Origin of the sequence: Cellulomonas sp. WB94, from assembly GCF_003115775.1 — a bacterium.
Taxonomy (GTDB): domain Bacteria; phylum Actinomycetota; class Actinomycetes; order Actinomycetales; family Cellulomonadaceae; genus Cellulomonas_A.
In genome coordinates this window covers 1,358,780-1,382,979 of the sequence record NZ_QEES01000002.1, presented here as the reverse complement: position 1 = coordinate 1,382,979, position 24,200 = coordinate 1,358,780, and the positions used below count along the sequence as shown (strand labels likewise).

The 24,200-nt window shown below is 73.6% G+C and carries 24 protein-coding genes and 1 pseudogene; 10 read left to right on the top strand and 15 right to left on the bottom strand.

Going from position 1 to position 24,200, the window contains the following annotated elements:
- Nucleotide 1: 1 nt before the first annotated feature.
- From DDP54_RS07520 to DDP54_RS07500, 5 genes are all read right to left on the bottom strand, one after another.
- Nucleotides 2–1,177, bottom strand: coding sequence for an aminotransferase class I/II-fold pyridoxal phosphate-dependent enzyme (locus tag DDP54_RS07520; protein WP_109131218.1), 1,176 nt, complete (start codon nt 1,175–1,177; stop codon nt 2–4).
- Nucleotides 1,178–1,216: 39 nt separating this feature from the next.
- Nucleotides 1,217–1,396 (bottom strand): DUF1508 domain-containing protein, encoded by a 180-nt coding sequence (locus DDP54_RS07515; RefSeq protein WP_109131217.1) that lies wholly within the window; start codon nt 1,394–1,396, stop codon nt 1,217–1,219.
- Nucleotides 1,397–1,502: 106 nt separating this feature from the next.
- Complete coding sequence (locus DDP54_RS07510) at nt 1,503–2,024, bottom strand: GNAT family protein (protein WP_197711431.1); 522 nt, start codon at nt 2,022–2,024, stop codon at nt 1,503–1,505.
- On the bottom strand, nt 2,024–2,542 hold the full coding sequence (locus DDP54_RS07505; RefSeq protein ID WP_242448286.1) for a low molecular weight protein-tyrosine-phosphatase: 519 nt from the start codon (nt 2,540–2,542) through the stop codon (nt 2,024–2,026). Before DDP54_RS07505 ends, DDP54_RS07510 begins: the two co-directional genes overlap by 1 nt.
- Nucleotides 2,543–2,576: 34 nt before the next feature.
- Nucleotides 2,577–3,482 (bottom strand): LysR family transcriptional regulator, encoded by a 906-nt coding sequence (locus tag DDP54_RS07500; protein ID WP_109131215.1) that lies wholly within the window; start codon nt 3,480–3,482, stop codon nt 2,577–2,579.
- A gap of 159 nt (nt 3,483–3,641) precedes the next feature.
- Here DDP54_RS07500 and DDP54_RS07495 point away from each other — a divergent pair, with 159 nt between their 5' ends.
- Nucleotides 3,642–4,031, top strand: a complete 390-nt coding sequence (locus tag DDP54_RS07495; protein WP_197711334.1) for a hypothetical protein — start codon at nt 3,642–3,644, stop codon at nt 4,029–4,031.
- Nucleotides 4,032–4,081: 50 nt separating this feature from the next.
- On the opposite strand, the gene map is transcribed toward DDP54_RS07495, so the two are convergent.
- The 3 genes from map to aceA form a co-directional block, all read right to left on the bottom strand.
- The gene (map, locus tag DDP54_RS07490) at nt 4,082–4,852 is read right to left on the bottom strand and encodes a type I methionyl aminopeptidase (protein WP_109131214.1); all 771 of its coding nucleotides are present in this window, start codon (nt 4,850–4,852) and stop codon (nt 4,082–4,084) included.
- 398 nt (nt 4,853–5,250) lie between these two features.
- Entirely contained in the window at nt 5,251–6,957 is a 1,707-nt protein-coding gene (aceB, locus tag DDP54_RS07485) for a malate synthase A (RefSeq protein WP_109131213.1), read from the bottom strand.
- A gap of 97 nt (nt 6,958–7,054) precedes the next feature.
- A complete protein-coding gene (aceA, locus tag DDP54_RS07480) occupies nt 7,055–8,389 on the bottom strand; it encodes an isocitrate lyase (RefSeq protein ID WP_242448285.1) in 1,335 nt (444 codons plus the stop codon).
- A 138-nt stretch (nt 8,390–8,527) separates the two neighbouring features.
- On the opposite strand from aceA, the gene DDP54_RS07475 reads away from it, so the two are divergent.
- Nucleotides 8,528–9,997, top strand: coding sequence for a helix-turn-helix transcriptional regulator (locus DDP54_RS07475; protein ID WP_109131212.1), 1,470 nt, complete (start codon nt 8,528–8,530; stop codon nt 9,995–9,997).
- 93 nt (nt 9,998–10,090) lie between these two features.
- Complete coding sequence (locus DDP54_RS07470) at nt 10,091–10,477, top strand: DUF2249 domain-containing protein (protein WP_242448284.1); 387 nt, start codon at nt 10,091–10,093, stop codon at nt 10,475–10,477.
- Nucleotide 10,478: 1 nt separating this feature from the next.
- Here the strand turns inward: DDP54_RS07470 and DDP54_RS07465 are convergent, their stop codons facing one another.
- The gene (locus DDP54_RS07465; RefSeq protein ID WP_158274475.1) at nt 10,479–11,174 is read right to left on the bottom strand and encodes a DUF4386 domain-containing protein; all 696 of its coding nucleotides are present in this window, start codon (nt 11,172–11,174) and stop codon (nt 10,479–10,481) included.
- Nucleotides 11,175–11,446: 272 nt separating this feature from the next.
- Here DDP54_RS07465 and DDP54_RS07460 point away from each other — a divergent pair, with 272 nt between their 5' ends.
- Entirely contained in the window at nt 11,447–12,601 is a 1,155-nt protein-coding gene (locus DDP54_RS07460; protein WP_109131209.1) for a histidine kinase, read from the top strand.
- Entirely contained in the window at nt 12,598–13,254 is a 657-nt protein-coding gene (locus DDP54_RS07455) for a response regulator transcription factor (RefSeq protein ID WP_109131208.1), read from the top strand. Before DDP54_RS07460 ends, DDP54_RS07455 begins: the two co-directional genes overlap by 4 nt.
- 21 nt (nt 13,255–13,275) lie before the next feature.
- On the opposite strand, the gene DDP54_RS07450 is transcribed toward DDP54_RS07455, so the two are convergent.
- Nucleotides 13,276–14,232, bottom strand: coding sequence for a DUF4862 family protein (locus tag DDP54_RS07450; protein WP_109131207.1), 957 nt, complete (start codon nt 14,230–14,232; stop codon nt 13,276–13,278).
- A gap of 122 nt (nt 14,233–14,354) precedes the next feature.
- Between DDP54_RS07450 and DDP54_RS18905 the strand changes: the two genes are divergently transcribed.
- The 5 genes and pseudogenes from DDP54_RS18905 to nagB all read left to right on the top strand — a co-directional run bounded on the left by DDP54_RS18905 (nt 14,355) and on the right by nagB (nt 18,569).
- Entirely contained in the window at nt 14,355–14,528 is a 174-nt protein-coding gene (locus DDP54_RS18905) for a hypothetical protein (protein ID WP_347338502.1), read from the top strand.
- A complete protein-coding gene (locus DDP54_RS07445; RefSeq protein WP_347338501.1) occupies nt 14,456–15,574 on the top strand; it encodes an amidohydrolase family protein in 1,119 nt (372 codons plus the stop codon). Before DDP54_RS18905 ends, DDP54_RS07445 begins: the two co-directional genes overlap by 73 nt.
- 119 nt (nt 15,575–15,693) lie before the next feature.
- Nucleotides 15,694–16,728 (top strand): Gfo/Idh/MocA family oxidoreductase, encoded by a 1,035-nt coding sequence (locus DDP54_RS07440; protein WP_109131206.1) that lies wholly within the window; start codon nt 15,694–15,696, stop codon nt 16,726–16,728.
- On the top strand, nt 16,725–17,783 hold the full coding sequence (locus DDP54_RS07435; RefSeq protein WP_109131205.1) for a Gfo/Idh/MocA family oxidoreductase: 1,059 nt from the start codon (nt 16,725–16,727) through the stop codon (nt 17,781–17,783). The genes DDP54_RS07440 and DDP54_RS07435 overlap by 4 nt, the downstream gene beginning before the upstream one ends.
- 1 nt (nt 17,784) lies before the next feature.
- Nucleotides 17,785–18,569 (top strand): annotated as a pseudogene (gene nagB / locus DDP54_RS07430) (glucosamine-6-phosphate deaminase).
- Nucleotides 18,570–18,584: 15 nt separating this feature from the next.
- On the opposite strand, the gene DDP54_RS07425 reads toward nagB, so the two are convergent.
- From DDP54_RS07425 to DDP54_RS07405, 5 genes are all read right to left on the bottom strand, one after another.
- Nucleotides 18,585–19,277 carry an N-acetylmannosamine-6-phosphate 2-epimerase gene (locus DDP54_RS07425; RefSeq protein ID WP_109131204.1) on the bottom strand — a complete coding sequence of 231 codons (693 nt, stop codon included), beginning with the start codon at nt 19,275–19,277 and terminating at the stop codon, nt 18,585–18,587.
- A complete protein-coding gene (locus tag DDP54_RS07420) occupies nt 19,274–20,269 on the bottom strand; it encodes an ROK family protein (RefSeq protein ID WP_109131203.1) in 996 nt (331 codons plus the stop codon). Before DDP54_RS07420 ends, DDP54_RS07425 begins: the two co-directional genes overlap by 4 nt.
- Nucleotides 20,269–21,192: a dihydrodipicolinate synthase family protein gene (locus DDP54_RS07415; protein ID WP_109131202.1), complete on the bottom strand. Its 924-nt coding sequence runs from the start codon at nt 21,190–21,192 to the stop codon at nt 20,269–20,271. Before DDP54_RS07415 ends, DDP54_RS07420 begins: the two co-directional genes overlap by 1 nt.
- Before the next feature lie 91 nt (nt 21,193–21,283).
- Nucleotides 21,284–22,078 (bottom strand): ABC transporter ATP-binding protein, encoded by a 795-nt coding sequence (locus tag DDP54_RS07410; protein ID WP_109131201.1) that lies wholly within the window; start codon nt 22,076–22,078, stop codon nt 21,284–21,286.
- Complete coding sequence (locus DDP54_RS07405) at nt 22,075–24,198, bottom strand: dipeptide/oligopeptide/nickel ABC transporter permease/ATP-binding protein (protein WP_242448283.1); 2,124 nt, start codon at nt 24,196–24,198, stop codon at nt 22,075–22,077. Before DDP54_RS07405 ends, DDP54_RS07410 begins: the two co-directional genes overlap by 4 nt.
- Nucleotides 24,199–24,200 lie beyond the last annotated feature (2 nt).

Genomic DNA, 24,200 nt, shown 5'->3' with positions numbered 1-24,200 from the left:
GTCAGAGCGTGCGCTGCCACGCGACGATGCGGTCGACCGCCTCGTCGACCACGGCGACCGACGACGCGAACGACAGCCGGACCCACTTGTGCCCGTCGACCGTGTCGAAGTCCGTCCCGGGCGTGAGCGCGACGCCGGTCTCGGCGAGCAGCCGAGCGCACCACGTGACCGAGTCCAGGCCCGACGCGGCGATGTCGGCGTACAGGTAGAACGCGCCGTCGGCCGGGGCGACGCGCATCCAGCCGAGCTCCGGCAGCCGTCCGAGCAGGAGGGAGCGCGCCGCGGCGTACTGCTCGACGTTGGCCTGGGCCGCGGCGTACCCCTCAGGGCTGAACGCCGCGATCCCTGCATGCTGCGCGAGCGCCGGGGGGCACAGTGCGACGTTGCTCGCGAGGGCGTCGATCGGGGTGATCAGGTCGTCGGGCAGGACCAGCCAGCCGAGCCGCCAGCCGGTCATGGCCCAGTACTTCGAGAACGAGTTCACGACGACCGCGCCCCGGTCGAGGTACTGCGCGGCGGTCGACTGCTCCTGGCTGTCCGGCCCGCCGTAGGTGATGCCGTGGTAGATCTCGTCGCTGATCAGCCGCACGTCGAACTCGGCGCACCAGGCAGAGAGCCCCGCGAGCTCCTGCGGGGAGATCATCGTGCCGGTCGGGTTCGCCGGGCTCGCGACGACGACGCCGTCCAGGCCGCCGTCGACGTACGCGTCGGTCAGCTGCTCGAGCGTCGGCTGGTAGCGGGTCTCGGGCCCGCACGGGAGCTCGACGACCTCGCAGCCGAGCGCGGTGAGGATGTTCTTGTAGGCCGGGTAGCCGGGCCTGGCCAGCGCGACGCGGTCGCCGGCGTCGAACGCGGCGAGGAACGCCAGCATGAACCCGCCCGACGACCCGGTCGTCACGGCGATGCGCGCCGGGTCGACGTCGACGCCGTACCAGCGCCCGTAGTGCTCGGCGATCGCGGCGCGCAGCGGGGGAGCCCCCATCGACTCGGTGTACCCGAGGTCGCCGCTCGTGAGCAGCGTGATCGCGCGCTCGCGGACGACGTCGGACGCGCCCGACGACGGCTCGCCGGCGCAGAGGTTGAGCACCGACTCCCCGGCGGCCCGGCGCGCGTTCGCGGCCGCCAGGACCTCCATGACGGCGAAAGGTGGGACGTGCGAGCGGCGCGAGACCTTCATGACCACATCCTCCCGCGCCGCCCGCGCGTCACGCAGGTCTCACGCAGTCGTCTCGTCGACGACCGTGGCGCCCGCCGCGTCGGACTTGATGCGGTCGATCGCGCCCTGCGCCGACGCCTTGGCCTTGTAGCCCTCGCTCGCCGCGAGGACGTTCCCGTTCGTGGCGACGATCCGGAACCGGAACTCCCCGGCCTTGTCCTTGTAGATCGTGAACTTCATCGTTCGCTCCACTCGACCGCGTCGGCTCTGACGCCGACAGACAGCGCAAGTCTTGCGCTGTGTCCCCGTCCGCGCGCGGCATCCCGTGGCGAGCACGGGTGAACGATCAGTCCGGGACGTCCGTCAGGACCTGGAACAGGAGGTGGTCCTGCCAGGTGCCGGCGATCTGGATGTACGCCGGGGCGACGCCGAAGTGGATGAACCCGTTGTGCTCGAGGACGCGCTGCGAGCGCACGTTGTGCCGCAGGGTCCCGGCCTCGACGCGGTGCAGCCCCAGCTCCTCGAAGGCGACCCGCAGCACGTCGTGGACGGCAGCGGTGGCGACACCGCGCCCGTTGTCGGCAGCGCTCACCCAGTAGCCGAGGCTGCACGACTGGAACGGTCCCCGCGAGATGCGGCTGAGAGCGATGCGCCCGATGATCCGGTCGGAGTCGTCGACGATGACGTGCGGCAGCGTGAGTCCCTGCTCGTGCTCCTCGAGCGAGGCCCGGATGACCTCCTGCTGGCCGCCGTCGGTGAAGAACGGCTCCGGCCGGACCGGCTCCCAGGGAGCGAGGAACTCACGGTTGTCCCGGAGGAGCTGGGCGACGACCGGGGCGTCGTCCAGCCTGATGAGCCGGGTGGGCATCACGGCGCCACGATCGCCGCGCGTACGTGCTCGACGATCCCGTCCGCCGCCGCCTCGATCTCGTCGAGGCACGACTCGAACTGGTCAGGGCCGCCGTACCAGGGGTCGTCGACGTCGAGGAGGTGCTCGGGGCCGCCCGCGGGCACGGGTGGCGCCGCCGGGTCGAACGCCCGGTACATGACGATGCGGCTCGCAGCGTCGGTGTCCCGCGCGAGCCGTCGCAGCGCCCGTGCGTGCGTGCTCGTCATCGCCAGCACGAGGTCGCGGGCCGGCAGGTCGACGGCCCTGACCTGGCGTGCCGCGTGCCGCGGGACCTCGTAGCCCCGGCTGGCGAGCGCGGTCCGGGCGCGCTCGTCGATCGGGTTGCCGTGCTCCTCGGCGCTGATCCCCGTCGAGTCCACGACGACCACGTCGCCGAGCCCCGCCGACTCGAGTCGTGCGCGCAGCACGACCTCGGCCATGGGCGACCGGCAGATGTTGCCGGTGCAGACGGTCATGACGCGGTACGGGGTGCTCACCGGTCCATGATCGCGGACGGCAGCCACCCGGTCATCAGGCGAGCTCGAGCTCCGCCGCCACGTCGAGCAGCACGTCGAGGACCGCCGCGACCGCCGGGCCGGGCTCGCGCCGGGTCGCCCGGTGCCGTGCGACGAGGCGTCGCGACCCGAGGCCGGGCACCGTCACGATGCTCACCCCGGTCGGCACGTCGCCCTGCAGCGCGAGCGCGGGGAGCATGGCGACGCCCTGACCTGCGGCGACGAGCGCGAGCGCGACGTCGAAGTCGTAGTACTGGTGGCGGGTGCGCACGCGCGTGCCGAGAGTCGCCGCGACGCGGCCGAGCGCCCGGGCCGCCGCTGTGCCGGGTTCCGAGCCGACCCAGGTCGCGTCGCGGAGGTCGGCGAGCTGGGTCGGGGCCGCCACCGAGGCGGGCAGGACGAGTCGCCACGGCTCCTCGAGCAGGACCGTGTCGCGCACCCCCCGCGGGACCGTCGCGTCGGAGTCCTCGTCGCGTTCCATGAGGACGATGTCGGCGTCGCCGTCGCGCAGCCGGCGCAGCGACTCCGCAGGTTCGCGCTCCTCGACGGCGAGCTCGAGCCCCGGGTACCGCTCGGCGACGACGGCGAGCGCGGGCCCGATGACGGCGCGGATCGCCGTCTGGAACGCTGCGATCGTCACGCGGCCCGCGACCTCGCCGCCGAGGGTCGCGATGGCCTTGCGCGCGTCGACGAGCTCGGCCTCGATGCGCTCGGCGGACTCCGCGAGGATGCGGCCGGCGCGGGTCAGGGTCGCGCCGCGGGGGCCGCGGACGAGCACCTGGACACCCTCCTCGGCCTCGAGCCGGGTGATCTGCTGCGACACCGCGGACGGTGTGACGTGCAGCAGGTCTGCCGCAGCGTTGACGCCGCCGGCTCGGTGGACGGCCAGCAGCACGGCGAGTCTGCGCGGATCGGTCGGCACGGGGCGATCATACCGGACACGATCAGTTCGGCTTACTACCTGGTTGACCGCAGTTCATTTGAAGTGAACTGCTCGACCGGAGCAGACTGGGCCCAGAGCCGCACCGGGCAATCCCCGACCGACGGCTGTCGCTGTCCCGCCATTCTCTGGAGCCCGCTCGTGCACGCCCTCGTCACCGCCATCGGATGGATCGGCGCCGTCACCTGCGTCGGCGCCTACGGGCTCGTCTCGCGCGGGACCTGGTCGGTGTCGTCACGGCGCTTCCAGGTCGCGAACGTCGCCGCGGCGCTGATGATGGGTCTCGTCGCCGCGCGCGGGCACGTCTGGGCGTCGGTCGCCGCGAACGTCGTCTGGGCCGTGATCGGCGCCCGCACCATCGCGACCGTGATGCGCGCGCGTCGGGAGCAGGCGGACGCCATGTCCGGCTGCGCCCGCGAGGACGCCTCCGGCGGCGCCCTGGGAGGCGCGACGTTCGAGCCGATCCGGGCCACCGTCACCGAGCTGGAGCGGAGCGGGATGCGGTCGAGCTCGGTGGGCCTCGTCGCCTGATCGGACTCGACCAGCGGTTCTGAACCGGTCAACCGGCGTCCGGCACCGGGCTACTCGTCGCGGGCCGTCAGGACGAGCGGGCCGTCCTTGGTGATCGCGATGGTGTGCTCGGCATGCGCAGCGATCGAGCCGTCGGCCGTGCGGATGGTCCAGCCGTCGGGGTCGATGACGTACTCGTCGCCGCCCGCCATGAACCACGGCTCGATCGCGATGACGAGTCCCGGCTTGAGCTTCTGACCGGTCCCGGCGCGGCCGAGGTTCGGGACGTGCGGGTCCTCGTGCATCGTCCGCCCGACCCCGTGGCCCCCGAAGTCCGCGTTGATGCCGTACCCGGCGCCTCGCCCGACGGCGCCGATCGCCGCGGAGATGTCACCCATACGGTTGCCGGGCCTCGCGGCGGCGATCCCGGCGGCGAGCGCCCGGTCGGTCGTCTCGATGAGCGTCGTCGCGGCCGCGGTCGGCGTGCCGACCTGGAACGTGATCGCGGAGTCGGCGACCCAGCCCTGCACCTGCGCGGCGAAGTCGACGCTCAGGACGTCGCCGTCGACCAGGACGTAGTCCGAGGGCAGGCCGTGCAGCGCGGCGTCGTTCACCGACGTGCACAGCACGCCCGGGTAGGGGATCGCACCGAACGACGGGTGGTAGCCGAGGTAGACGGAGTGGGCGCCGGCCGCGTCGATGAGCGCGTGCGCGTGGGCGTCGAGGTCACGCAGGCTCACGCCGACCTTCGCGTAGTCGCGCAGCGACACGAGGACGCTGGCGATGAACTTCCCAGCCGGACGCATCGCGGTGATCTCGGCAGGTGTCTTGAGCTGGCCCATGGGTCCAGACTCTCACCGTCCGGGGCGCCCGAGGTGCGCGGGTCCGCGATCCGGCGCCCGCCCGGGCGCCCGGACGGGACCGGGCATAGGACAGCCCGTGGGCCGGTCCCCCTGACGGGGTCCCTGCCGCGAAGGACGAGATCACGGCTCCCACGGGCTGCGGTGACTGCCTGGTACTCGCTCGCCGCCCGACCCGGCAGGGGTCCAGGTGGCACTGCGGGGGGACCGAGTCAGTCCGTCCGAATGCTCGGGCGACTAGCGGACAGTCACCTCACGCGTCCCAAGAATCTTCACTCGGGGACCACCTCCTTTCCCATGTGCGGTCGACGCTACGTCCGCTGCGGGCGCCCGACAAGACCTTTTCGGCCGCCGGGCGCCCGCAGCTGGTCAGCGTGCCTTCACGCCGCCGTCGGGGTGCCCGACGACGGCGTGCCCGAGGACGTCGGCGGACCGACGTGCACGAGGAACCGCGTGTACGCGGGCACCGTGAGGAACGTCGGGTACGCGTCGTCGAGCGCGACCTCACGGAACAGCTCGGCCGCGTCGTCGTACCGGTCGCCCGCGAACCGCTCCAGGCCGTCGAGCACCGAGGTCAGGACGTCCTCGACCGAGTCGGCGGTGAGCCGGGTCCCCTCGGCGGTGACGACCTCCTGGTGCACCCACTGCCAGATCTGCGACCGCGAGATCTCCGCCGTCGCCGCGTCCTCCATGAGGTTGTCGATCGCGACCGCACCGTTGCCGCGCAGCCACGCCTCGAGGTAGCGCACGCCGACCGACACGTTGCCGCGGACGCCGGCGTCCGACACCGCGCCGGGCTCGCCGCCCCCCGCGGACGGGATGTCGAGCAGCTCGGCAGCCGTGACCCGGACGTCCTCGCGCAGCCGGTCACGCTGGTCGACGCGGTCGCCGAGGACCTCGTCGAACACCGCGCGGGCGACCGGCACGAGGTCCGGGTGCGCGACCCACGTGCCGTCGTAGCCCTGGCCGGCCTCGCGCTCCTTGTCCGCCTTGACCTGCGCGAGCGCCCGTTCGGTGACCTCGGGGTCGCGCCGGTTGGGGATGAACGCCGACATGCCGCCGATGGCGTGCGCACCGCGGCGGTGGCACGTCGCGACGAGCAGCTCGGTGTAGGCGCGCATGAACGGGACGGTCATCGTGATGCGGCCACGGTCCGGCAGGACGAACCGGGGGCCGCGCGAGCGGAAGTTCTTGATGATGCTGAAGATGTAGTCCCAGCGACCCGCGTTGAGCCCCGCGCAGTGCTCGCGCAGCTCGTAGAGGATCTCCTCCATCTCGAACGCCGCCGTGATCGTCTCGATGAGCACCGTCGCGCGGATGGTGCCACGCGGGATGCCGAGCCGGTCCTCCGTGAAGACGAACATGTCGTTCCACAGCCGCGCCTCGAGGTAGCCCTCGATCTTCGGCAGGTAGAGGTACGGCCCGAGGCCGCCGTCGATGAGCGCCTGCGCGTTGTGGAACAGGTACAGGCCGGCGTCGACGAGGCTGCCCGACGCCGACGAGCGCTGGCCGGCCCGGTCCGTGAACCGCAGGTGCTTCTCGGCGAGGTGCCAGCCGCGCGGACGCATGACGATGGTCGGCGTCGTCGGCCCGACGCGGTACTCCTTGCCCTCGTCGGACGTGAAGTCGATCTGGCCACGGATGGCCAGCGCGAGGTTGTGCTGGCCACCGACGATGTTCTCCCACGTCGGCGACGTGGCGTCCTCGAGGTCGGCGAGCCAGACGCGCGCGCCGGAGTTCAGCGCGTTGATGGTCATCTTGCGGTCCGTCGGGCCGGTGATCTCGACGCGGCGGTCCTCGAGGCCCGGCCCCGGCCCGGCCACGCGCCAGGTGCGGTCCTCGCGGATGTGCCGGGTCTCGGGGCGGAAGTCGGGGTCGAGCCCGTTGGCGAACCGCTCCCTGCGGCGCTGGCGGGCCAGCAGCAGGTCGTGGCGCGAGCCGGCGAACCGCGTGTGCAGCTCGGCGACGAACGCGAGCGCCTCGGGGGTCAGGATCTGCTCCGAGCCGGGCACGACGGGCCCGATGATCTCGAGGGTCGGCGCTGCGACGGCCGTGGGACGGGTCGTGGTGGGCGTCAGCGTGGGCATGGCGTGCTCCTCTCGTGGTGCGGCGGGCGGTGCGGTGTGTGGTGTGGCGGGACCAGCGGGTCGTGGTTCGAGCCGGGGCTCGAGGACCTCGTACATGTCAGTGCGCCTGCGCGAACTGCGCGGTCTCGGTCGACCCTGCGAGCGCGAGGGTCGCGCTGGCCGGGTTGAGCGCCGTGGCGACGCGGTCGAAGTACCCGGTGCCGACCTCGCGCTGGTGGCGGGTCGCGGTGTAGCCGTCGGCCTCGGACGCGAACTCGGCCTCCTGCAGCTCGACGTACGCGCTCATGCCGCGCTCGGCGTACCCGCGGGCGAGCGAGAACATCGAGTGGTTGAGCGCGTGGAAGCCGGCCAGGGTGATGAACTGGAACGCGTAGCCGTAGGAGGCGAGCTCCTTCTGGAACTGCGCGATCGTCGCGTCGTCGAGCGCCGCACGCCAGTTGAACGACGGCGAGCAGTTGTAGGCGAGCAGCTTGCCGGGGAACCGCTCGTGGATGCGCTCGGCGAACTCCCGCGCGAGGTCCAGGTCGGGGGTGGACGTCTCGACCCAGATCAGGTCGGCGTACTCGGCGTAGGCCATGGCCCGCGAGACGACCGGGTCGAGGCCCGGACGCACCCGGAAGTAGCCCTCGGCGGTCCGCTCGCCCGTGAGGAACGGCTCGTCGCGCGGGTCGACGTCGGACGTCAGGAGGTCGGCGCCGAGCGCGTCGGTGCGCGCGATCACGACGGTCGGGATCCCCGCGACGTCGGCCGCGAGCCGCGCCGCGCTGAGGGTGCGCACGTGCTGGCTCGTCGGGACGAGGACCTTGCCGCCGAGGTGGCCGCACTTCTTCTCGGCCGCGAGCTGGTCCTCCCAGTGCACGCCGGCCGCGCCGGCCTCGATCATCGACGCCATGAGCTCGTAGGCGTTGAGCGGTCCGCCGAACCCGGCCTCGGCGTCGGCGACGATCGGCGCGAGCCACTCGCGGGTGCGCCCCGTCCCCTCGGAGGTCTCGATCTGGTCGGCGCGCAGCAGCGCGTTGTTGATGCGGCGCACGACGGCGGGGACGCTGTTCGCGGGGTAGAGGCTCTGGTCCGGGTACGTCTGGCCGGACAGGTTCGCATCGGCCGCGACCTGCCAGCCGGACAGGTAGATGGCCTCGAGACCGGCCTTGACCTGCTGGACGGCCTGGTTGCCGGTGAGCGCGCCGAGCGCGGGGACCCACTCGCGGGCGTGGAGCAGGTCCCACAGGCGCTCGGCCCCCCTGCGGGCGAGCGTGTGCTCCTCGCGGACCGATCCGCGCAGCGCGATGACGTCCTCGGCGGTGTAGTCGCGGCGGAGGCCGGCCCAGCGGGGGTCGGTCGCCCACTGCTGGGCGAGCTCGGCGGCCGTCTGGGTCTGGTCGCCCGGGCGGGTCGTGGTGGGCTGCTGCGTCGACGACGTTGTCTCGTTCACGATGTCCCTCGATCTTCCGGTTGCTGGCCTGGTGGGACCACTCTGGGGGAAGGTCAACAGGTCTTCACCGGCAAAGTTCGCAGAAGATCGTCAGAACTTCTGCTCGACAGAAGCGCCTGGTTCTGACACCGTCGAGGCATGGCGATCACCCCCACGCTCGCGCCCCTGCCCGACGACGCCGTCGACACCCTCGTCCTGGGCCGCCGCATCCGGCACCTCCGCACCGCGCGCGGGCTGACGCTCGACGAGCTCGGCGCCGCGATCGGCCGCGCCGCGTCGCAGGTGTCGATGATCGAGAACGGCCACCGCGAGCCCAAGCTGTCGCTGCTCAGCCAGATCGCCGCGGCGCTGGGCGTGCCGGTCGCGGAGCTGCTGCGCGAGGAGGCGCCGAGCCGGCGGTCGGCCCTCGAGGTCGAGCTCGAGCGGGCCCAGCGCGGCCCGCTGTTCGCGTCGCTGGCGATGCCGACGGTCAAGGTCGGCAAGTCGCTGCCGACCGATGCGCTCGAGGCCCTCGTCCGGCTCCAGGCCGAGGTCCAGCGGCTGCTCACGGAGAAGGCCGCGACGCCCGAGGAGGCCCGCCGCGCCAACGCCGAGCTGCGCGCGACCATGCGCGCGCAGGACAACTACTTCCCCGAGCTCGAGGAGCACGCGCGCCGGCTGCTCGGCGCGGTCGAGCACCCCGGCGGTCCGCTGTCCCAGCGCGGGACGGCCGACATCGCCGCCCACCTCGGGTTCACGCTGCACTACGTCCACGACCTGCCGCACTCGACCCGGTCGGTGACCGACCTGGCGAACAGGCGGATCTACCTGCCGCACGGGCTCACGTCGTCGAGCGACCCGCGCTCCGCGCTGCTGCAGGCCATCGCGAGCTTCGTGCTCGGGCACGCCGAGCCCCGGGACTACGGGGACTTCCTGCGCCAGCGCGTCGAGACGAACTACCTGGCCGCCGCGCTGATGCTGCCCGAGGCCGGCGCGGCCGAGCTCATGCGCGAGGCCAAGGCCGAGCGCCGGCTGTCGGTCGAGGACCTGCGCGACGCGTACGCGGTCCCGTACGAGACCGCAGCGCACCGGTTCACCAACCTCGCGACCCGGCACCTCGACGTGCCCGTGCACTTCATGAAGGTCCACGAGAGCGGCACGCTCCACAAGGCGTACGAGAACGACGGCGTGCGGTTCCCGTCCGACCCGCTCGGCGCGATCGAGGGCCAGCCGGTGTGCAAGAACTGGACGGCGCGCATCGTGTTCGCGATCCCCGACCGGTTCAGCCCGTACTACCAGTACACCGACACCCCGACGGGCACGTTCTGGTGCACGTCGCGCGTGCAGGGCTCCTCGGAGGGGGACTTCTCGGTGTCTGTCGGGGTGCCGTTCCAGCACGTGCGCTGGTTCCGGGGTCGCGAGACGACCGAGCGGGCCGTCTCCCGGTGCCCCGACCCGACGTGCTGCCGCCAGGCGCCGACCGAGCTCGCCGACCGCTGGGCCGACCGGGCCTGGCCGAGCGCCCGCCCGCACGCGAGCACCCTGGCCGCGCTGCCGACCGGGGCGTTCCCGGGCGTGGACACGACCGAGGTGTACGAGTTCCTGGACCGCCACGCGCCGCAGGGCTGACCGGCGCAGGGCTGACCGGCGCGGTCCGGAGCCGCGGAGGGCCCGCCGACGCCGGGCGACGGTCGAAGGTCCCGGTTAAGCACGGATAATGCCGTGAATACTGCCGAGACGGCCGCGCGCGACTGCGGCCCCACCCCTGACCTGGAGGTCCCCATGCCCGCCGAGAACGTCGAGATCGAGTCCCGCCCCACGTCGCCGGCCGCCGCTGAGGGCCACGTGTGCGGCTGCCAGCACGAGGAGTCCGAGGTCGTGCTCGACGTGCGGGCGATCCCGCACGCCGTCCGCCACGCGGCGGTCCGCGGAGCCTTCGGCGCGATCCCGGTCGGCGGCACGATGGTGCTCATCGCCCCGCACCGCCCGATGCCGCTGCTCGCGGAGCTCACCGCCGACGCGCACGGCGCGCTCGCGGTCGAGTTCGTCGTCGAGGAGCCGACCGAGTGCCACGTGCGCCTGACGCGGACCGCCTCAGCCGTCGGCTGACTCACGCCGGGACCAGCGCCTCGTCCGCCGGCTGGGCCGTGCTCGCACCAGCCGTCGAACGGAAGCCGCGCGCGATCATCCACACCGCCAGCACCATCTCCTGGACGGCCAGGGGCATGAGCATCAGGACCTGCTCGGTCGAGCCCGCGCCGACGACGTCGTACATCGCGAGCAGGTCGGCGACGACGTACACCGCGATCGCCGCGAGACCCCACACCGCGATCCAGCGGGGGGCGAGGCGCGACCGGTAGAGCAGCACGTAGAGCAGGACGGCGCCGCAGCCGAACACGACCGCGAGCACCGCGTCCACGGCGTCCGCGGCGAACAGCAGGCCGCCGAGGCGCATCCCCATCGGTGATGCCGTGCCCGGTCCTGCCGACACGACCTCACCCACGGGCGCCAGGAGCAGCCAGCTGAGCGCGAGGACGAGGTAGCAGGCCGTCTCGAGCGCCCCGCGCACGACCAGGTAGCCGATCGCCAGCGCCTCGTCGACCCGACGCAGCACCGGGAACAGCACCACCGGGACGAACGCGAGCGACAACCCCATGACGAGCACGAGCAGGGCGCCCGTCACGACCGCACCGGGGTGCTCCGCGGCGGCGGCCAACGGGTCGTGCGCGCCACGGACCGGAGCGCTGACGGCCATGCTGAGGACACCGGCCACGGTCCCGGTGATGTAGAGGCTCCCTGCTGCCACGGCGGCGGACCGGTCCGCTCGAACAGTGCCCGGCCGTTGCGATCGCGCCTGACGGGCGCCCAGGTTCTTCCGGGGAGACAAGCTCTGCGACATCATCGGTCGTCCTCCTGATCGTGAGCGCGTCGGTCGGTCACGGACGCACTCTCAGCGTGGCGAGCCGCGCCCGAACCCACATCGGCCGCGTGGTGCGGAGACCTCTCGGCCGCTGGGCCGGTGAAGCCCTCGTTCTTTCGGCCGATGTGCGCCGGCGCGCGATCCCTAGGCTGGGGTGCGTGACGAGAGACGAGGTCCGACCGCTCTGGGTCGAACCTCGGGCCCTTCAGCCGCCGGTCCGCGTGTGGCGCGACTGGGCCCTGGTCGGGGTGTTCGTCGGTCTGGCCGTCCTCGAGACCGTGCTGCGGCAGGACGCCCGCTGGTTCCCGCTGGGCTCCGTGGAGGCCGTGGCTCTGGCGTTCACGCTGCTGTGGCGGCGTACCCGTCCGCTCGCGATGATCGCCGTCGGGTTCGGTGTCTCCGCCGTGGTGAGCGTGGTCGCCGTGGTCGGCCACGCCGGCGGACCGGTCGCCTTCGTCTCGATGGTCTACCTGCTGCTGCTCGTCTACGCGCTGTTCCGCTGGGGTTCAGGCCGTGCTGCGGTCATCGGCTCGCTCATCGCCCTCGCCTCCAGCGGTCTGAGCAGCGCCCTGGACCACGCGCTGGTCGGCGACGCGCTGTTCGGCGTCGTCGTGCTGGCGCTCCCCGCGGCTCTCGGTGCGTCCGTGCGGCTGCGGGCCACGACGCGTCTGCGCGAGCTCGACCAGGTCCGCCTGCGCGAACGCGAGCAGCTGGCCCGCGAGCTGCACGACACCGTGGCGCACCACGTCTCGGCGATGGTGGTCCGCGCGCAGGCCGGACGCGTCGTCGCCGCGGCGCGACCCGGGGCGGCGGTCGAGGCGCTCGAGGTCATCGAGGCGGAAGGCGCCCGCACTCTCGCGGAGATGCGGACGATGGTGGGGGTCCTGCGTGAGCCCCACGATGCCGAGGTGGCGCCGCAGCGCGGCGCGGCCGACATCGTCCGCCTCGCCCGACCGGCGGCGGGCGACGAGCCTGGCGTCGAGGTGCGCTCGTCCGGCGACCTGGCAGACCTCAGCCCGTCGGTCGGAGCAGCGAGCTACCGCATCGCGCAGGAGGCGGTCACCAACGCGACGCGGCACGCCCGCCACGCCACGGGGATCGTCGTCCAGGTCGCCGGTGACTGGGACGACGTCCGCCTCACGATCAGCGACGACGGCGACCCGGTGCCCGCCGGTCGGCCGCGGGGCGGGTACGGCATCGTGGGCATGACTGAACGCGCGACGCTCCTCGGCGGCACGCTCCACGTCGGTCCTGGCCCCGACCGGGGCTGGGTGGTCGACGCGGTGCTCCCGCGGCGGGGGCCGACCCGATGAGCATCCGGGTGCTGATCGCCGACGACCATGACATCGTCCGGTCGGGGCTCCGGATGATCCTCGACGCCCAGCCCGGGATCGAGGTGATCGCCGAGGCGCGCGACGGTCGGGAGGCGGTGACGCTCGCCCGTGCGCTGCGACCGGACGTGTGCCTGTTCGACATCCGCATGCCCGACGTGAACGGGCTCGAGGCCACCCGGGCGCTCGCCGGACCGGGCGTCGAGGACCCGATGGCGGTCGTGGTCATCACCACGTTCGACCTCGACGAGTACGTCCACGGCGCCCTCAAGGCGGGAGCCCGCGGCTTCCTGCTCAAGGACGCCGGGCCCGAGCTCCTCACCCAGGCGATCCATGCGGCGGCCAACGGCGAGGCGCTCATCGCGCCGAGCGTCACGGTCCGCCTGCTGGCAGCGTTCGCGAACCTGCAGACGGGTCCGCCGCCCGCGCAGCCCATCGAACGGCTCACTGCGCGGGAGGAGGAGGTCCTCCTCACCGTGGCTCAGGGCCTGACGAACGCCGAGATCGCCGGTGCGCTGTCGATCAGCCTGAGCACCGTGAAGACGCACCTCGCCAGCCTCATGGGCAAGCTTGGCGCGCGGAACCGCGTCGAGATCGCCATGTGGGCCTACGAGACGAGACGCATCACGACCTGATGCGGTCAGGTGTTCAGGCGGTCAGGCGCCCAGCGCCCGGGTGACCTGCGCGAGCGCCGCGCGGGCGACGGCGATCCGCTGCGCCACACCCGCGTCCGGTGGCCGCACCGTCACCTTGACGCCGACGTAGCCGAGGTCCGGACCGGCGGCCCGGAGCGTCTCGGCGATCTCGTCGGGCCCGAGCAGGGACTCGGACGAGATCGCGAGCGCCGGGTCGTCGCCGCGCGGCGCCATGTGCCCGTCCTCCCAGGGCTCGCCCCACACCGCCGTCGCGGCGGGCGACCCCGTGACCCCCGAGAACATGATGCCGGCGAGCAGCCCGGCCTCGGCCGCCGCCCGGACGTGCTCGACGGGCGTCGTCGCCGACCGGCCCTCGATCGCGGACCTCCCCCAGTTCACGGTGAGCCCGAACTGCCCGGCAGGGCGCCCACCGAGCGCGGTCAGCTCGTCGGTCAGCTCGAGGAAGCCCTTGGAGAACGGGCGTCCGGGCCGCGGTGCGTCGCAGTGCTCGACCGCGACCGTCGCCCCCGCGAGGTCCCAGCCGCCGAGCTCGTCGAGCGACCGGGCGAACGCGTCGACCGACGCGAGGTCGCCCCGCGGCGCGCTGTTCACCTGGACCGCCCGCACGCGCGAGCGGCCGGAGTCGTCCGCGAGGCGCCGCGCCAGGTCGCGAGCGACGGCCACGTCGTCGAGGGCCGCGCGCCTGCCGTCGGGGTCGGCCGAGGCGAGGCCGTAGGCCGGGTCCTTGCCGAGGCGCTGCATGACCGTCGGGATGCACGTGACGACGAGGTCCCAGTCCGGGTGCACGGTGCGGCGGAACCACGACGAGCCGGCGTCGGCCGACCCGACGGGCAGCTCGATCCCTGCGATGCCGAGCTCGGCGAGGGCCGCGTACGCCGGGGCCTCGTCGTCGGCGGGCAGGCCTGCGACCAGGGCATACGCCCCGAGGAACGGGCGTTCGGGGCGTGGGGTGCTCATCAGTTCTCCGTGCTCGTCGTCGTGCTCGTCGTCGTGCCCCAGTGGTGCCCGGCGCCTGCCCGGAACCTGCCGGGCGCACCCGACTGTAAGCACGGCGGCTCGGTGCGGGCCACAATGCGACCGTGAGCGAGCACCTGGAGACCCTGTACCTGCGCGGCCGCGTCGTGACCCCGACGGCGGTCCTCGAGGACGGCGTCGTCGTCGTCGACGGCGCCCTGATCGCGTGGGTCGGCCCCCCGCGGACGCCGCCGCCGCGGGCTGGCCGGACGTCCCCGCGGCTGCCGCACGACCCCTGACGGTCCTGCCCGGTCTCGTCGACCTGCACGACCACGGGGGCGGCGGAGCGAGCTTCCCGGACGCGACGACGACCGACGAGGCGCGCGTGGCCATCCGCGAGCACCTCGCCCACGGAACGACGAGCCTCGTGGCATCGCTGGTCACCGCCGCACCCGACACGCTGCGCCAGCGCGTGGGTGTGCTGGCCGCGCTCGCGGACGCCGGTGAGCTGGCGGGCATCCACCTCGAGGGCCCGTTCCTGTCGACGGTGCGGTGCGGCGCCCAGGACCCCCACCTCATCCAGGCGCCGGACGCCGAGCTGGTGCGCGAGCTCGCGGCGGCGGCGCACGGTCACCTCGTGACGATGACGGTCGCGCCCGAGCTGCGCGGGGTCGCCGGCGACGGCGGGGTCAGCGACGCGCTGATCTCGGCCGGGGCGCTCCCGAGCTTCGGGCACACCGACGCCTCCTGGGAGCAGACGGCGGCAGCGGTCGCCGATGCGCGCACCCGCCTCGCGGCGAACCCGGCGCGCCGCTCGGGTCGCCCCACGGTCACGCACCTGTTCAACGGGATGCGCCCACTGGCCCACCGCAGCCCGGGCCCGATCCCGGAGCTGCTCGCGGGTGCCGCGCGCGGCGACCTGGTCGTCGAGCTCATCGCCGACGGCACGCACGTCGACCCCGGGCTCGTGCGGAGCGTCTTCGAGCTGGTCGGGGCGGGCAGCATCGCGCTCGTCACGGACGCGATGGCCGCCGCCGGGATGCCGGACGGCGTGTACCGGCTCGGGTCGCAGGACGTCACGGTCTCCGACGGCGTGGCCCGGCTGACCCATGGCGGCGCGATCGCGGGCGGCACGGCGCACCTGCTCGACGTGCTGCGGGCGACGGTGCGCGCCGGGGTGCCGCTGGTGGACGCCGTGCGGGCCGCCGCGACGACTCCCGCGACGGTCCTCGGCGACCCGCAGGTCGGTGCGCTCGAGGCCGGTCGCCGCGCCGATGTGCTCGTCACGGACGACGACCTGCGGGTCGAGCAGGTCCTGCGCGCCGGGGTCGTCGTCGCGCCCTGAACGTCCCGCGGGTTGACCGAGCCCTTGACCCTTCATAGGATCAAGTACATCAGACGTCAGACGTCGTATGTCGAGGGGCAGGCCGTGATGGAGCGACGCACGAGCAGGGCGGTGACCGCATGACGCTCGGGGTCGCCGTCATCGGCACCGGCCGGTTCGCCCGCGAGCACCTCGTCGCGCTCGCCGGGCTGCCGGACGTCCAGGTCACCCACGTCGTCGGCCACGACCTCGACCGGGCCCGCGAGCTTGCGGCGCTCGTGCCCGGCGCGCTCGCCACGTCCGACGCCGAGGCCGCCATCCGGGACGCCGCCGTCGACGCGGTCGACGTGTGCACCTGGACCCCTGGCCACGCACCATGGACGATCGCCGCGGGCCGCGCCGGCAAGCACGTCCACGTCGAGAAGCCCGCCGCACTGAGCATCGCCGACCTCGACGCGATGATCGCCGCGACCGAGGGCAACGGCACCTCGCTCATGGTCGGCCAGACCGTCAGGTTCCAGCCCGCGATCGCCGACCTGCAGCGCCGGCTCGCCCGCGGCGACATCGGCGACCCGCGCCTGCTCCACGTCTCGTGGTACACCGGCCACGTGTGGCCCGAGGGCTGGCGCGGGTGGCAGTACGACGCCGCGCTGTCCGGCGGCCACCCCGTCCACAACGGCACCCACAGCGTCGACCTCGCGGTGTGGCTGATGGGCTCGCGACCCGTCGAGGTGTTCACGCGCGGCCTGCGCACGTGGGCGACCGGCACGCCGATCCCCGACAGCTTCCAGATGCAGCTCCGGTTCGAGAACGGCAGCCTCGCGACCCTCGAGCTCTGCTACGCGCTGCGCCAGAGCGGGGAGCTGTTCCGCCGCGTCATGCTCGCGGGCACGACCGGAACCCTCGCCCACAGCACTGCCGACGACCCCGGCCTCACGTCGCCCGGGCACCCGGTCCCGCCCGCGTCCGTCGAGGGAGCCCTGCGCGCGCAGCTCGCGCACTGGGTCGACGGGGTGCAGGCCGGCACGCCGTTCCTCGTGACGACCGCGCAGGCACGGGTCGCGCTGCGCACCGCGCTCGCCGCCCAACGCTCGCTCGTGACCGGGGCGCCGGTCAGCATCGACCACGACGCCCCCGCCGGGAACGACGGGCTCACGACAGGGAGCGGACGATGACCCGGCTGCGGATCGGCTTCCTCAGCGGCGTCCGCCACGCGCGGCAGTACGTCGACGTCCTTGCGGCCGACCCGCGCGTGGAGATCGTCGAGGTCGCCGAGGAGCCCGGCGTCCCGCAGTGGATGCTCGACGAGGGTCGCGCGGTGGCCGACCAGGCCGGTGCACGCTGGTCCACCGACCCCGCGACGCTGCTCGACCGGGCCGTCGTCGACCTCGTCGTCGTCTGCTCCGAGCCCACCCGGCACGCCGCGCTCGCGATCCGGGCGCTCGAGGCGGGCGTGCACGTGCTCGTCGACAAGCCGGTGAGCACGACCCTCGCAGACGCCGACCTGGTCGTGGCCGCGGCCGAGCGCGCCGCCGGCACCTGCTCCGTGGTCAACCGTACGCATGCCCCCGCGCTGCGCCGCGCCCGCGGCTGGGTCGACGCCGGACACCTCGGCCTGCCCAGCCACCTCGACGTCGAGTTCCTCGCGAGCGGCGCCCACTTCGCGACCTCGGTCGAGCGTCCCGAGCTCGTCGTCGACCCCGCGCTGTCCGGCGGCGGGGAGCTGCTCAACTTCCTCGGCTACTGCGTCGACGCGGTGCGCTACCTGACCGGGCTCGAGGTCGAGGACGTCTACGCCATGGCCGGCGCGCTGTTCGGGGCCGGGCACCGCGAGCACGGCGTCGAGGACACCTCCGTCGTGTCGCTCGGGCTGCAGCGCGGCGTGACGGCCACGGTCACGCTCGGCCGGGTCCCGTTCGCGCCCGGGACCGGCCCGACGACCTCGTCGATCCGGATCCTCGGCTCGCACGGGCACGCCGTGGCCGACGACGACCATCCCGCCGTCGTCCGGTACTCCGACGCGGGTGCGGTCACGGACCTCGACGCCGGTCGCGTCGCGCTCGACGCGTTCCTCGGGCACGTCGTCGGGCGCCTGCTCGACGGGCGGGCCCCGGACTACTCGGTCGCCGACGCGCGCGCCTCGATGGCCGTCATCGACGCCGCCTACCGCGCCGTCGCGACCCGCGGGGTCGCCGTCGTCCACCCACCGACAACCCCGAGGAGCAGCTGACATGGAAGTTGTCATCCAGCCCGACGCGGCGCACAGCGCCCAGCTGGTCGCCGACGCGATCGAGGCGCTGCTCGCGCGCCGGCCCGACGCCGTGCTCGGCCTCGCGACCGGCACGAGCCCGCTGGCGGTCTACGACGAGCTCGTCCGGCGCTTCGAGGCCGGGCGGCTGAGCTTCGCGCGGGCCAGCGCGTTCACGCTCGACGAGTACGTGGGGCTGCCCCCGAGCACCCCGAGCGCTACCGCAACGTCATCGACGCCGAGATCGCCGGACGCGTCGACTTCGCGCCGGGCGCCGTCCACGGGCCCGACGGGCTCGCCGCCGACCTGCCTGCGGCGTGCGCGGCCTACGAGGACGCCATCGCGGCCGCGGGCGGCGTCGACCTGCAGATCCTCGGGATCGGCACCGACGGCCACATCGCGTTCAACGAGCCCGGGTCGTCGCTCGCGTCACGCACGCGCATGAAGACGTTGACCGACCAGACGCGCCGCGACAACGCCCGCTTCTTCGGCGGTGACGTCGAGGCGGTGCCCAGGCACTGCCTCACGCAGGGGCTCGGGACGATCATGGCGGCACGCCACGTCGTCCTCGTCGCGACCGGCACCGGCAAGGCCGAGGCCGTCCACCAGCTCGTCGAGGGCCCCGTGAGCGCGCTGTGGCCCGCGACGATCCTCCAGCACCACCCGCACGTCACGGTCCTGCTGGACGACGCCGCGGCGAGCCGGCTGCAGCTCGCGGGGTACCACCGCCAGGTGTTCGCAGGCAAGCCGTCCTGGCAGGGGCTCTGAGCCTGCCGCCTCGCGTCAGTGCGTGCCGGCGGGGGCGTCCCCGCCGATGGCGGTCACGAACCAGGACGTGATCGTCGTGGGGTGCGTGATCGCGGTCCCGACGCACACGGAGAACGCGCCGCGGGCGAGTGCCGCCGCGGCCTGGGCGGGGGTGTGCACCCGGCCCTCGACCATGACCGGCAGGGCGACCCGCGCGACCAGCTCGTCGAGCAGCTCGAGGTCGGGCCCGTCGGTCTTCGGCCGTTCGCCCGTGTAGCCGGCGAGCGTCGTGCCGATGATGTCCGCGCCGGCGTCGGCGGCCGCGAGCGCGTCGTCGAGGCTCCCGCAGTCGGCCATGACGAGGGTGTCGGTGTGGGCCCGCAGCAGCGTGAGCGTCCGGGCGAACGTCAGCCCGTCCGGGCGTGCCCGGCGGGTGCCGTCGAGCGCGACGATCTGGGCCCCGGCGTCGGCCACCGCGACCGCGTGGCGCAGCGTCGGGGTGATGAAGACGCCGGCGTCACCGTCCTTCCACAGCCCGATGACGGGCACCTCGACGGTCCGGGCGATGAGCGCGATGTCCGCGAGACCTTGGGTGCGGATGCCTGCCGCTCCGCCGAGGACCGCCGCCTGGGCGATGCGGTTCATGGTGTCGGGGTCGCGCATCGGTTCGCCGGGATACGCCTGGACCGAGACGACCAGGCGGTGGTGCAGCTGCTCGAGGATCGTCATGCGGGTCTCCGGTCGGTTTCGGGTGCGCCGGGTGTGACGGCGGCGGGTGGGACGGCGGCGGGTGGGACGGCGATCAGGTCGAGCGCGAGCCGCGCGGCGCCGATCAGCGCGGCGTCGGTCCCGAGCAGTGCGGGCAGCACGGGGAGCCCGACGAGGGGGGTGATGAGCTCGGCGCGCAGCGCGCCCTCCATGGCGGCCCACCACGCGGGTCCGGCCCCGGCGAGCCCGCCGCCGACGACGACGACCTCGGGGTCGAGGACGTTCGCGAGACCGCCGATCGCGCGCCCGAGCGCCGCGGCGGCCGTCGTGACGGCACGCACGGCGACGGCCTCCCCGTCGTCCGCCCGGGCGACGACGTCACGGGCGTCGGTGGCGTCGGTCGAGCCGCCGAGGCTCCGGTAGAGCGCGTGCAGGCCGGGCCCTGACGCGACCCCCTCGACATGCCCGACCCGGCCGCAGCTGCAGCGGACGCCGGCCGCCTCGGGCACGGTGACGTGCCCGACGTGGCCGGCGACCGAGTGCGCGCCGTGGTGGGGGTGCCCACCGATCAGGTGGCTGCCTCCGATGCCGGTCCCGGCCGCGACCAGCAGCGCGCTGGACCGGCCCGCGCACGCGCCGAGCCAGGACTCGCCGATCGCGTGCGCGTGCACGTCGTTGTCGACCGCGACGCGCAGACCCAGCCACTCGCCCAGCCCACCGGCGAGCGACGTCCCGGCCCAGCGGAGGATGGCGTCCGTCGCCGAGACGACCATGCCGGTCCGGGAGTCGATGACCCCGGCCGAACCGACCCCGACGGCCGCCACCGTGAGCCCGCGGTCGGCCGCCTCGGTGACGAGGCCCGCCACGAGACCCGCGGTGGCGTCGAGGATCGCCGCCCTGCCCTGGCGCGCCGCGGTGGGGACGGTCGCGCGCGCGAGGATCGCGCCGTCGTGGTCGACGAGCGCGGCGGCGGTCTTGGTGCCGCCCAGGTCGACCGCGACGACGTGCGTCATCAGCCGAGCAGCCCTGCCGTCTTGACGATCTCCTCGATCGCGTCGACCGCTGCACCCGTCACGACCGGGCACGGCGCGCACATGACGTTGGTGTCGATCGTGCCGATCGCGCGCAGCGCGGTCTTGAACGCGCCGAGGCCCACGGCGTCGCCGCCCATGCCGACCGGCTGGAAGACGATCTCGAAGAGTGCCGCGAGGCGCTCCTGCTCGGCGCGGGCTGCTGCCCAGTCACCGGCCTGCGCCGCGTCCCAGAGCCGGACGTACCCGGCCGGGTCGACGTTCGCGAGCCCGGGGACGGCGCCGTCGGCGCCCCACAGGAACGCACCGTCGACGACGACCTCGTGGCCCGAGAACAGCGCGAGCGGCGAGCCGGCCGCGCTGTTCGCGGCGAGGAGCCGACGGAACGACACGTCGTCGCCGCTCGAGTCCTTGACGCCCGCGAGGACGCCGTCGACGCCGAGCCGCACGAGCATGTCGGTGTCGAGCTTGGCGTGCACGCGCACCGGGACGTCGTAGGCGAACACCGGGACGTCGCTCGCCGCACCGATCGCCCGGAAGTGGCGCTCGATGCCCGCGTCGTCCGTGCGCACGTAGAACGGTGCGGTGGCGACGACCGCGTCGACCCCCGCGGCGACCGCGGAGCCGATCTCGGCGACGACGCGGCGCGTGGCCGTCTCGCACACGCCGGCCAGGACGGGCACGGATCCGCCCGCGAGGTGCACGGCTGCGCGGAGCACGGTGTCGCGCTGCGCGGCGTCGAGGTAGCCGACCTCGCCGGACGAGCCGAGCACGAACAGGCCGTGGACGCCGCCCTCGAGCTGGCGGGTGACGAGCCGTTCGAACGAGGCGAGGTCGAGCTCGCCGTCCTGCGTCAGGGGCGTGACGAGGGGCGGGACGATGCCGTGGAAGGTGGGTGTGGACACAGGGGATCTCCAGGTGCGGTTCGGACTGCGGACTGCGGACTGCGGACTGCGGGGTGCGGGTGCGGGGGATGTCGTGGGTGGTCGGGCAGCTCTAGAGCAGGCTCGGAGCGGCTCCCAGGAGGGTGCGGGTGTACTCGTGGCGCGGACTCTCGAAGACCTGGGCCGACGGACCCTCCTCGACGATCTGGCCGTAGTACATGACGACGATCCGGTCGGACACGTAGCGGACCGTCTGGATGTCGTGCGAGATGAACACCAGGCCCAGGCCGAGGCTCGCCTTGAGGTCGGTGAGCAGGTTGAGGATCTGCGCGCGCACCGAGACGTCGAGGGCGGACGTGGGCTCGTCCGCGACGATCACGTCGGGGTCGAGCGCGAGGGCCCGCGCGATGGCGACACGCTGACGCTGTCCGCCCGAGATCTGGCTGGGCAGCACCTCGAGGGCCGACTCCGGGAGCCCGACGAGGCGGATCAGCTCGCGGACCCGCTCCCGGCGCTGGGCCGGGGTGCCGATGCCGTGCACGTCGAGCGGGTCCCGCAGCGCGTCCTTGACGAGCATCCGCGCGTTGAGCGCCGTCGCCGGGTCCTGGAACACGACCGAGACGGCGCGGCCCATGATCTTGCGGGCGGCGGGCGACCGGCGCGTGACGACCTTCCCCTTGAACAGGACGTCGCCGCTCGTGGGCTTCTGCAGGCCGACCATGACCTTGGCGAGGGTCGACTTGCCGCAGCCCGACTCGCCGACGATCCCGACGGTCTCGCCACGGCTGATCTGGAAGTCCACGCCGTTGACGGCGTGCACCCGGTCCGGGCGGAACAGCGTCCCGGTGCGCGCCTTGTGCACGACGTGCACGCCGCGCAGCTCGATGACGGGCGTCTCGGCGCTCATCGGGTTCCCCCGCTCATGAGGGCGGACCGCTCGGCGGCGGCAGCCGCCCCCTGGTCCGCATAGAGGTGGTCGGTCCCGGGCAGGTTGCGCATGACCGGCCGGACGTCGGGCCGGGCGCCGGGTCGGGTCGAGCGGGCCGCGAACCGGTCACCGGTCGCGAAGTCACGCGGCGAGGGGACGGTGCCCGGGATCTGGTGCAGCCGGCCCGAGCCGCTCTCGATCGAGAGCACGGATCCGAGCAGCCCCTGCGTGTACTCGTGCTGAGGCTCGGTCAGGAGGCTCGACGTGCTCGCCTGCTCGACGACCTGCCCGGCGTACATCACCGTGACCCGGTGGGCGAGCTCCGCGACGAGCGCGAGGTCGTGGCTCACGAAGACCATCGCGAAGCCCAGCTTCTCGCGCAGGTCGTTGAGCAGGTCGATGACCTGGGCCTGCACGGTGACGTCGAGGGCCGTGGTCGGCTCGTCCGCGACGACGAGGCGCGGGTTGCGCGTCAGGGCCATCGCGATGAGCACGCGCTGGCGCTGGCCGCCCGACAGCTCGTGCGGGTAGCTCTTGAGCGTGCGGTCGGGGTCGAGCCCGACGAGCCCCATGAGCTCCTCCGCCGTGCGCGTCCCACCCCGACGGGTGAGCTGCTTCAGCTGGCTGCGGATCAGCATCGACGGGTTCAGGGAGCTGAGCGCGTCCTGGTAGACCATCGCCATGTCGTGACCGCGCAGCGCGTTGCGCTCCCGGGGTGACATCCGGAGCAGGTCGCGGCCGTCGAACAGGATCTGGCCGGTGACCACCGCGGTCTTCGGCAGCAGGCCCATGATCGCGAGGCTGGTCAGGGACTTGCCGCAGCCCGACTCCCCGACGAGCGCCATCGTCTCGTGCGGCCGGACCGTGAAGCTCACGCCGTCGACCACGGCGACGTCGCCGTGCCGCTCGGGGAACCGGATGCTGAGGTCCTTGACCTCGAGCAGCGGCGCCGCGGCGCCGCGGTAGACGAGGCGGTCGGTCCGTGCCAGCTCACGGCCACGCAGGGTCGCGAGGCGTTCGGCGAGCGGGACGGCCCGCGTCGCGGGTGGCGCGGTCGTGGCGACCGACTCGATGCCCGACGGGGCGCCATCGGGCCCCTGGCCGTCGAGCCGGTCGAGGTCGACCAGCATCGTCCCGGCGGGGGTCGTCATCGGTCCGGCGACGAGCTCGCTGAGCGGGGTCAGCTCCTCGAGCTCGACCGCGCACGACGGCGCCGGGGCGGTGGGCTTCGCGTCGGCGGGCACCTTGCGGGCCGACTGGCTGACCATCGCGTCGGTGAGGCCCTCGGACAGGACGTTGAGCGCGAGCACCGTGAGCAGGATCGCCATGCCGGGGAAGAACGTCGCCCACCAGCCGCCGTTGAGCAGCAGGTTGCGCCCGCTCGAGATGACGTTGCCCCACGAGGGTGCGGGGTCCTGGACGCCTGCGCCGATGAACGACAGGCTCGCCTCGAACACGATCGCGTCGGCGACGAGGACCGTCGCGAACACCATGATCGGCGCGATGCAGTTGCGTGCGACGTGCTTGATCAGGATGCGCGCGGTGCGCGTGCCCATGACCTGGCTCGCGGCGACGTAGTCCTCCCCGAACTGGCTGAGGACGTTGGCGCGGACGACGCGCGTGAGCTGCGGGGTGTAGAGGAACGCGATCGTCAGGATGAGGACCGGCAGCGACTTGCCGAAGACCGCGACGAACACGACGGCCAGCGCGATGCCGGGGAACGCCATGACGATGTCGAGGAACCGCATGAGGGTCTCGGTGACTGCCTTGCTGGCGGTCGCCGCGATCGAGCCGAGGATGGCGCCCGCCACGACGGCGACGGCCGTGGCGCCGAGCCCGATCGCGAGGGAGTACCGCGTGCCGAAGACGATGCGCGAGAAGATGTCGCGGCCACCACGGTCGGTGCCGAAGAAGTTGTCGCCCGACGGCGACTGCGCGGGGATGCCCGACGCCAGCGGGTTGTGGGTCGCGACGATCGGCGCGGACAGCGCGACCAGTGCGACGAGGAGCACGAAGCCGAGGGCGATGCGCGAGCCGGTCGACATCGACCGCAGGCGCAGCCCGGGGGCGGACAGCTTGGCTGTCAGTTTCTGTCGCACGG

Excerpts from the sequence above, each read along its gene's own strand:
- DDP54_RS07520 (WP_109131218.1), bottom strand. The coding sequence starts at position 1,177 with ATGAAGGTCTCGCGCCGCTCGCACGTCCCACCTTTCGCCGTCATGGAG.
- DDP54_RS07515 (WP_109131217.1), bottom strand. The coding sequence starts at position 1,396 with ATGAAGTTCACGATCTACAAGGACAAGGCCGGGGAGTTCCGGTTCCGG.
- DDP54_RS07510 (WP_197711431.1), bottom strand. The coding sequence starts at position 2,024 with ATGCCCACCCGGCTCATCAGGCTGGACGACGCCCCGGTCGTCGCCCAG.
- map (WP_109131214.1), bottom strand. The coding sequence starts at position 4,852 with ATGGGCCAGCTCAAGACACCTGCCGAGATCACCGCGATGCGTCCGGCT.
- aceB (WP_109131213.1), bottom strand. The coding sequence starts at position 6,957 with ATGCCCACGCTGACGCCCACCACGACCCGTCCCACGGCCGTCGCAGCG.
- DDP54_RS07475 (WP_109131212.1), top strand. The coding sequence starts at position 8,528 with ATGGCGATCACCCCCACGCTCGCGCCCCTGCCCGACGACGCCGTCGAC.
- DDP54_RS07455 (WP_109131208.1), top strand. The coding sequence starts at position 12,598 with ATGAGCATCCGGGTGCTGATCGCCGACGACCATGACATCGTCCGGTCG.
- DDP54_RS07450 (WP_109131207.1), bottom strand. The coding sequence starts at position 14,232 with ATGAGCACCCCACGCCCCGAACGCCCGTTCCTCGGGGCGTATGCCCTG.
- DDP54_RS07440 (WP_109131206.1), top strand. The coding sequence starts at position 15,694 with ATGACGCTCGGGGTCGCCGTCATCGGCACCGGCCGGTTCGCCCGCGAG.
- DDP54_RS07435 (WP_109131205.1), top strand. The coding sequence starts at position 16,725 with ATGACCCGGCTGCGGATCGGCTTCCTCAGCGGCGTCCGCCACGCGCGG.
- DDP54_RS07425 (WP_109131204.1), bottom strand. The coding sequence starts at position 19,277 with ATGACGATCCTCGAGCAGCTGCACCACCGCCTGGTCGTCTCGGTCCAG.
- DDP54_RS07420 (WP_109131203.1), bottom strand. The coding sequence starts at position 20,269 with ATGACGCACGTCGTCGCGGTCGACCTGGGCGGCACCAAGACCGCCGCC.
- DDP54_RS07410 (WP_109131201.1), bottom strand. The coding sequence starts at position 22,078 with ATGAGCGCCGAGACGCCCGTCATCGAGCTGCGCGGCGTGCACGTCGTG.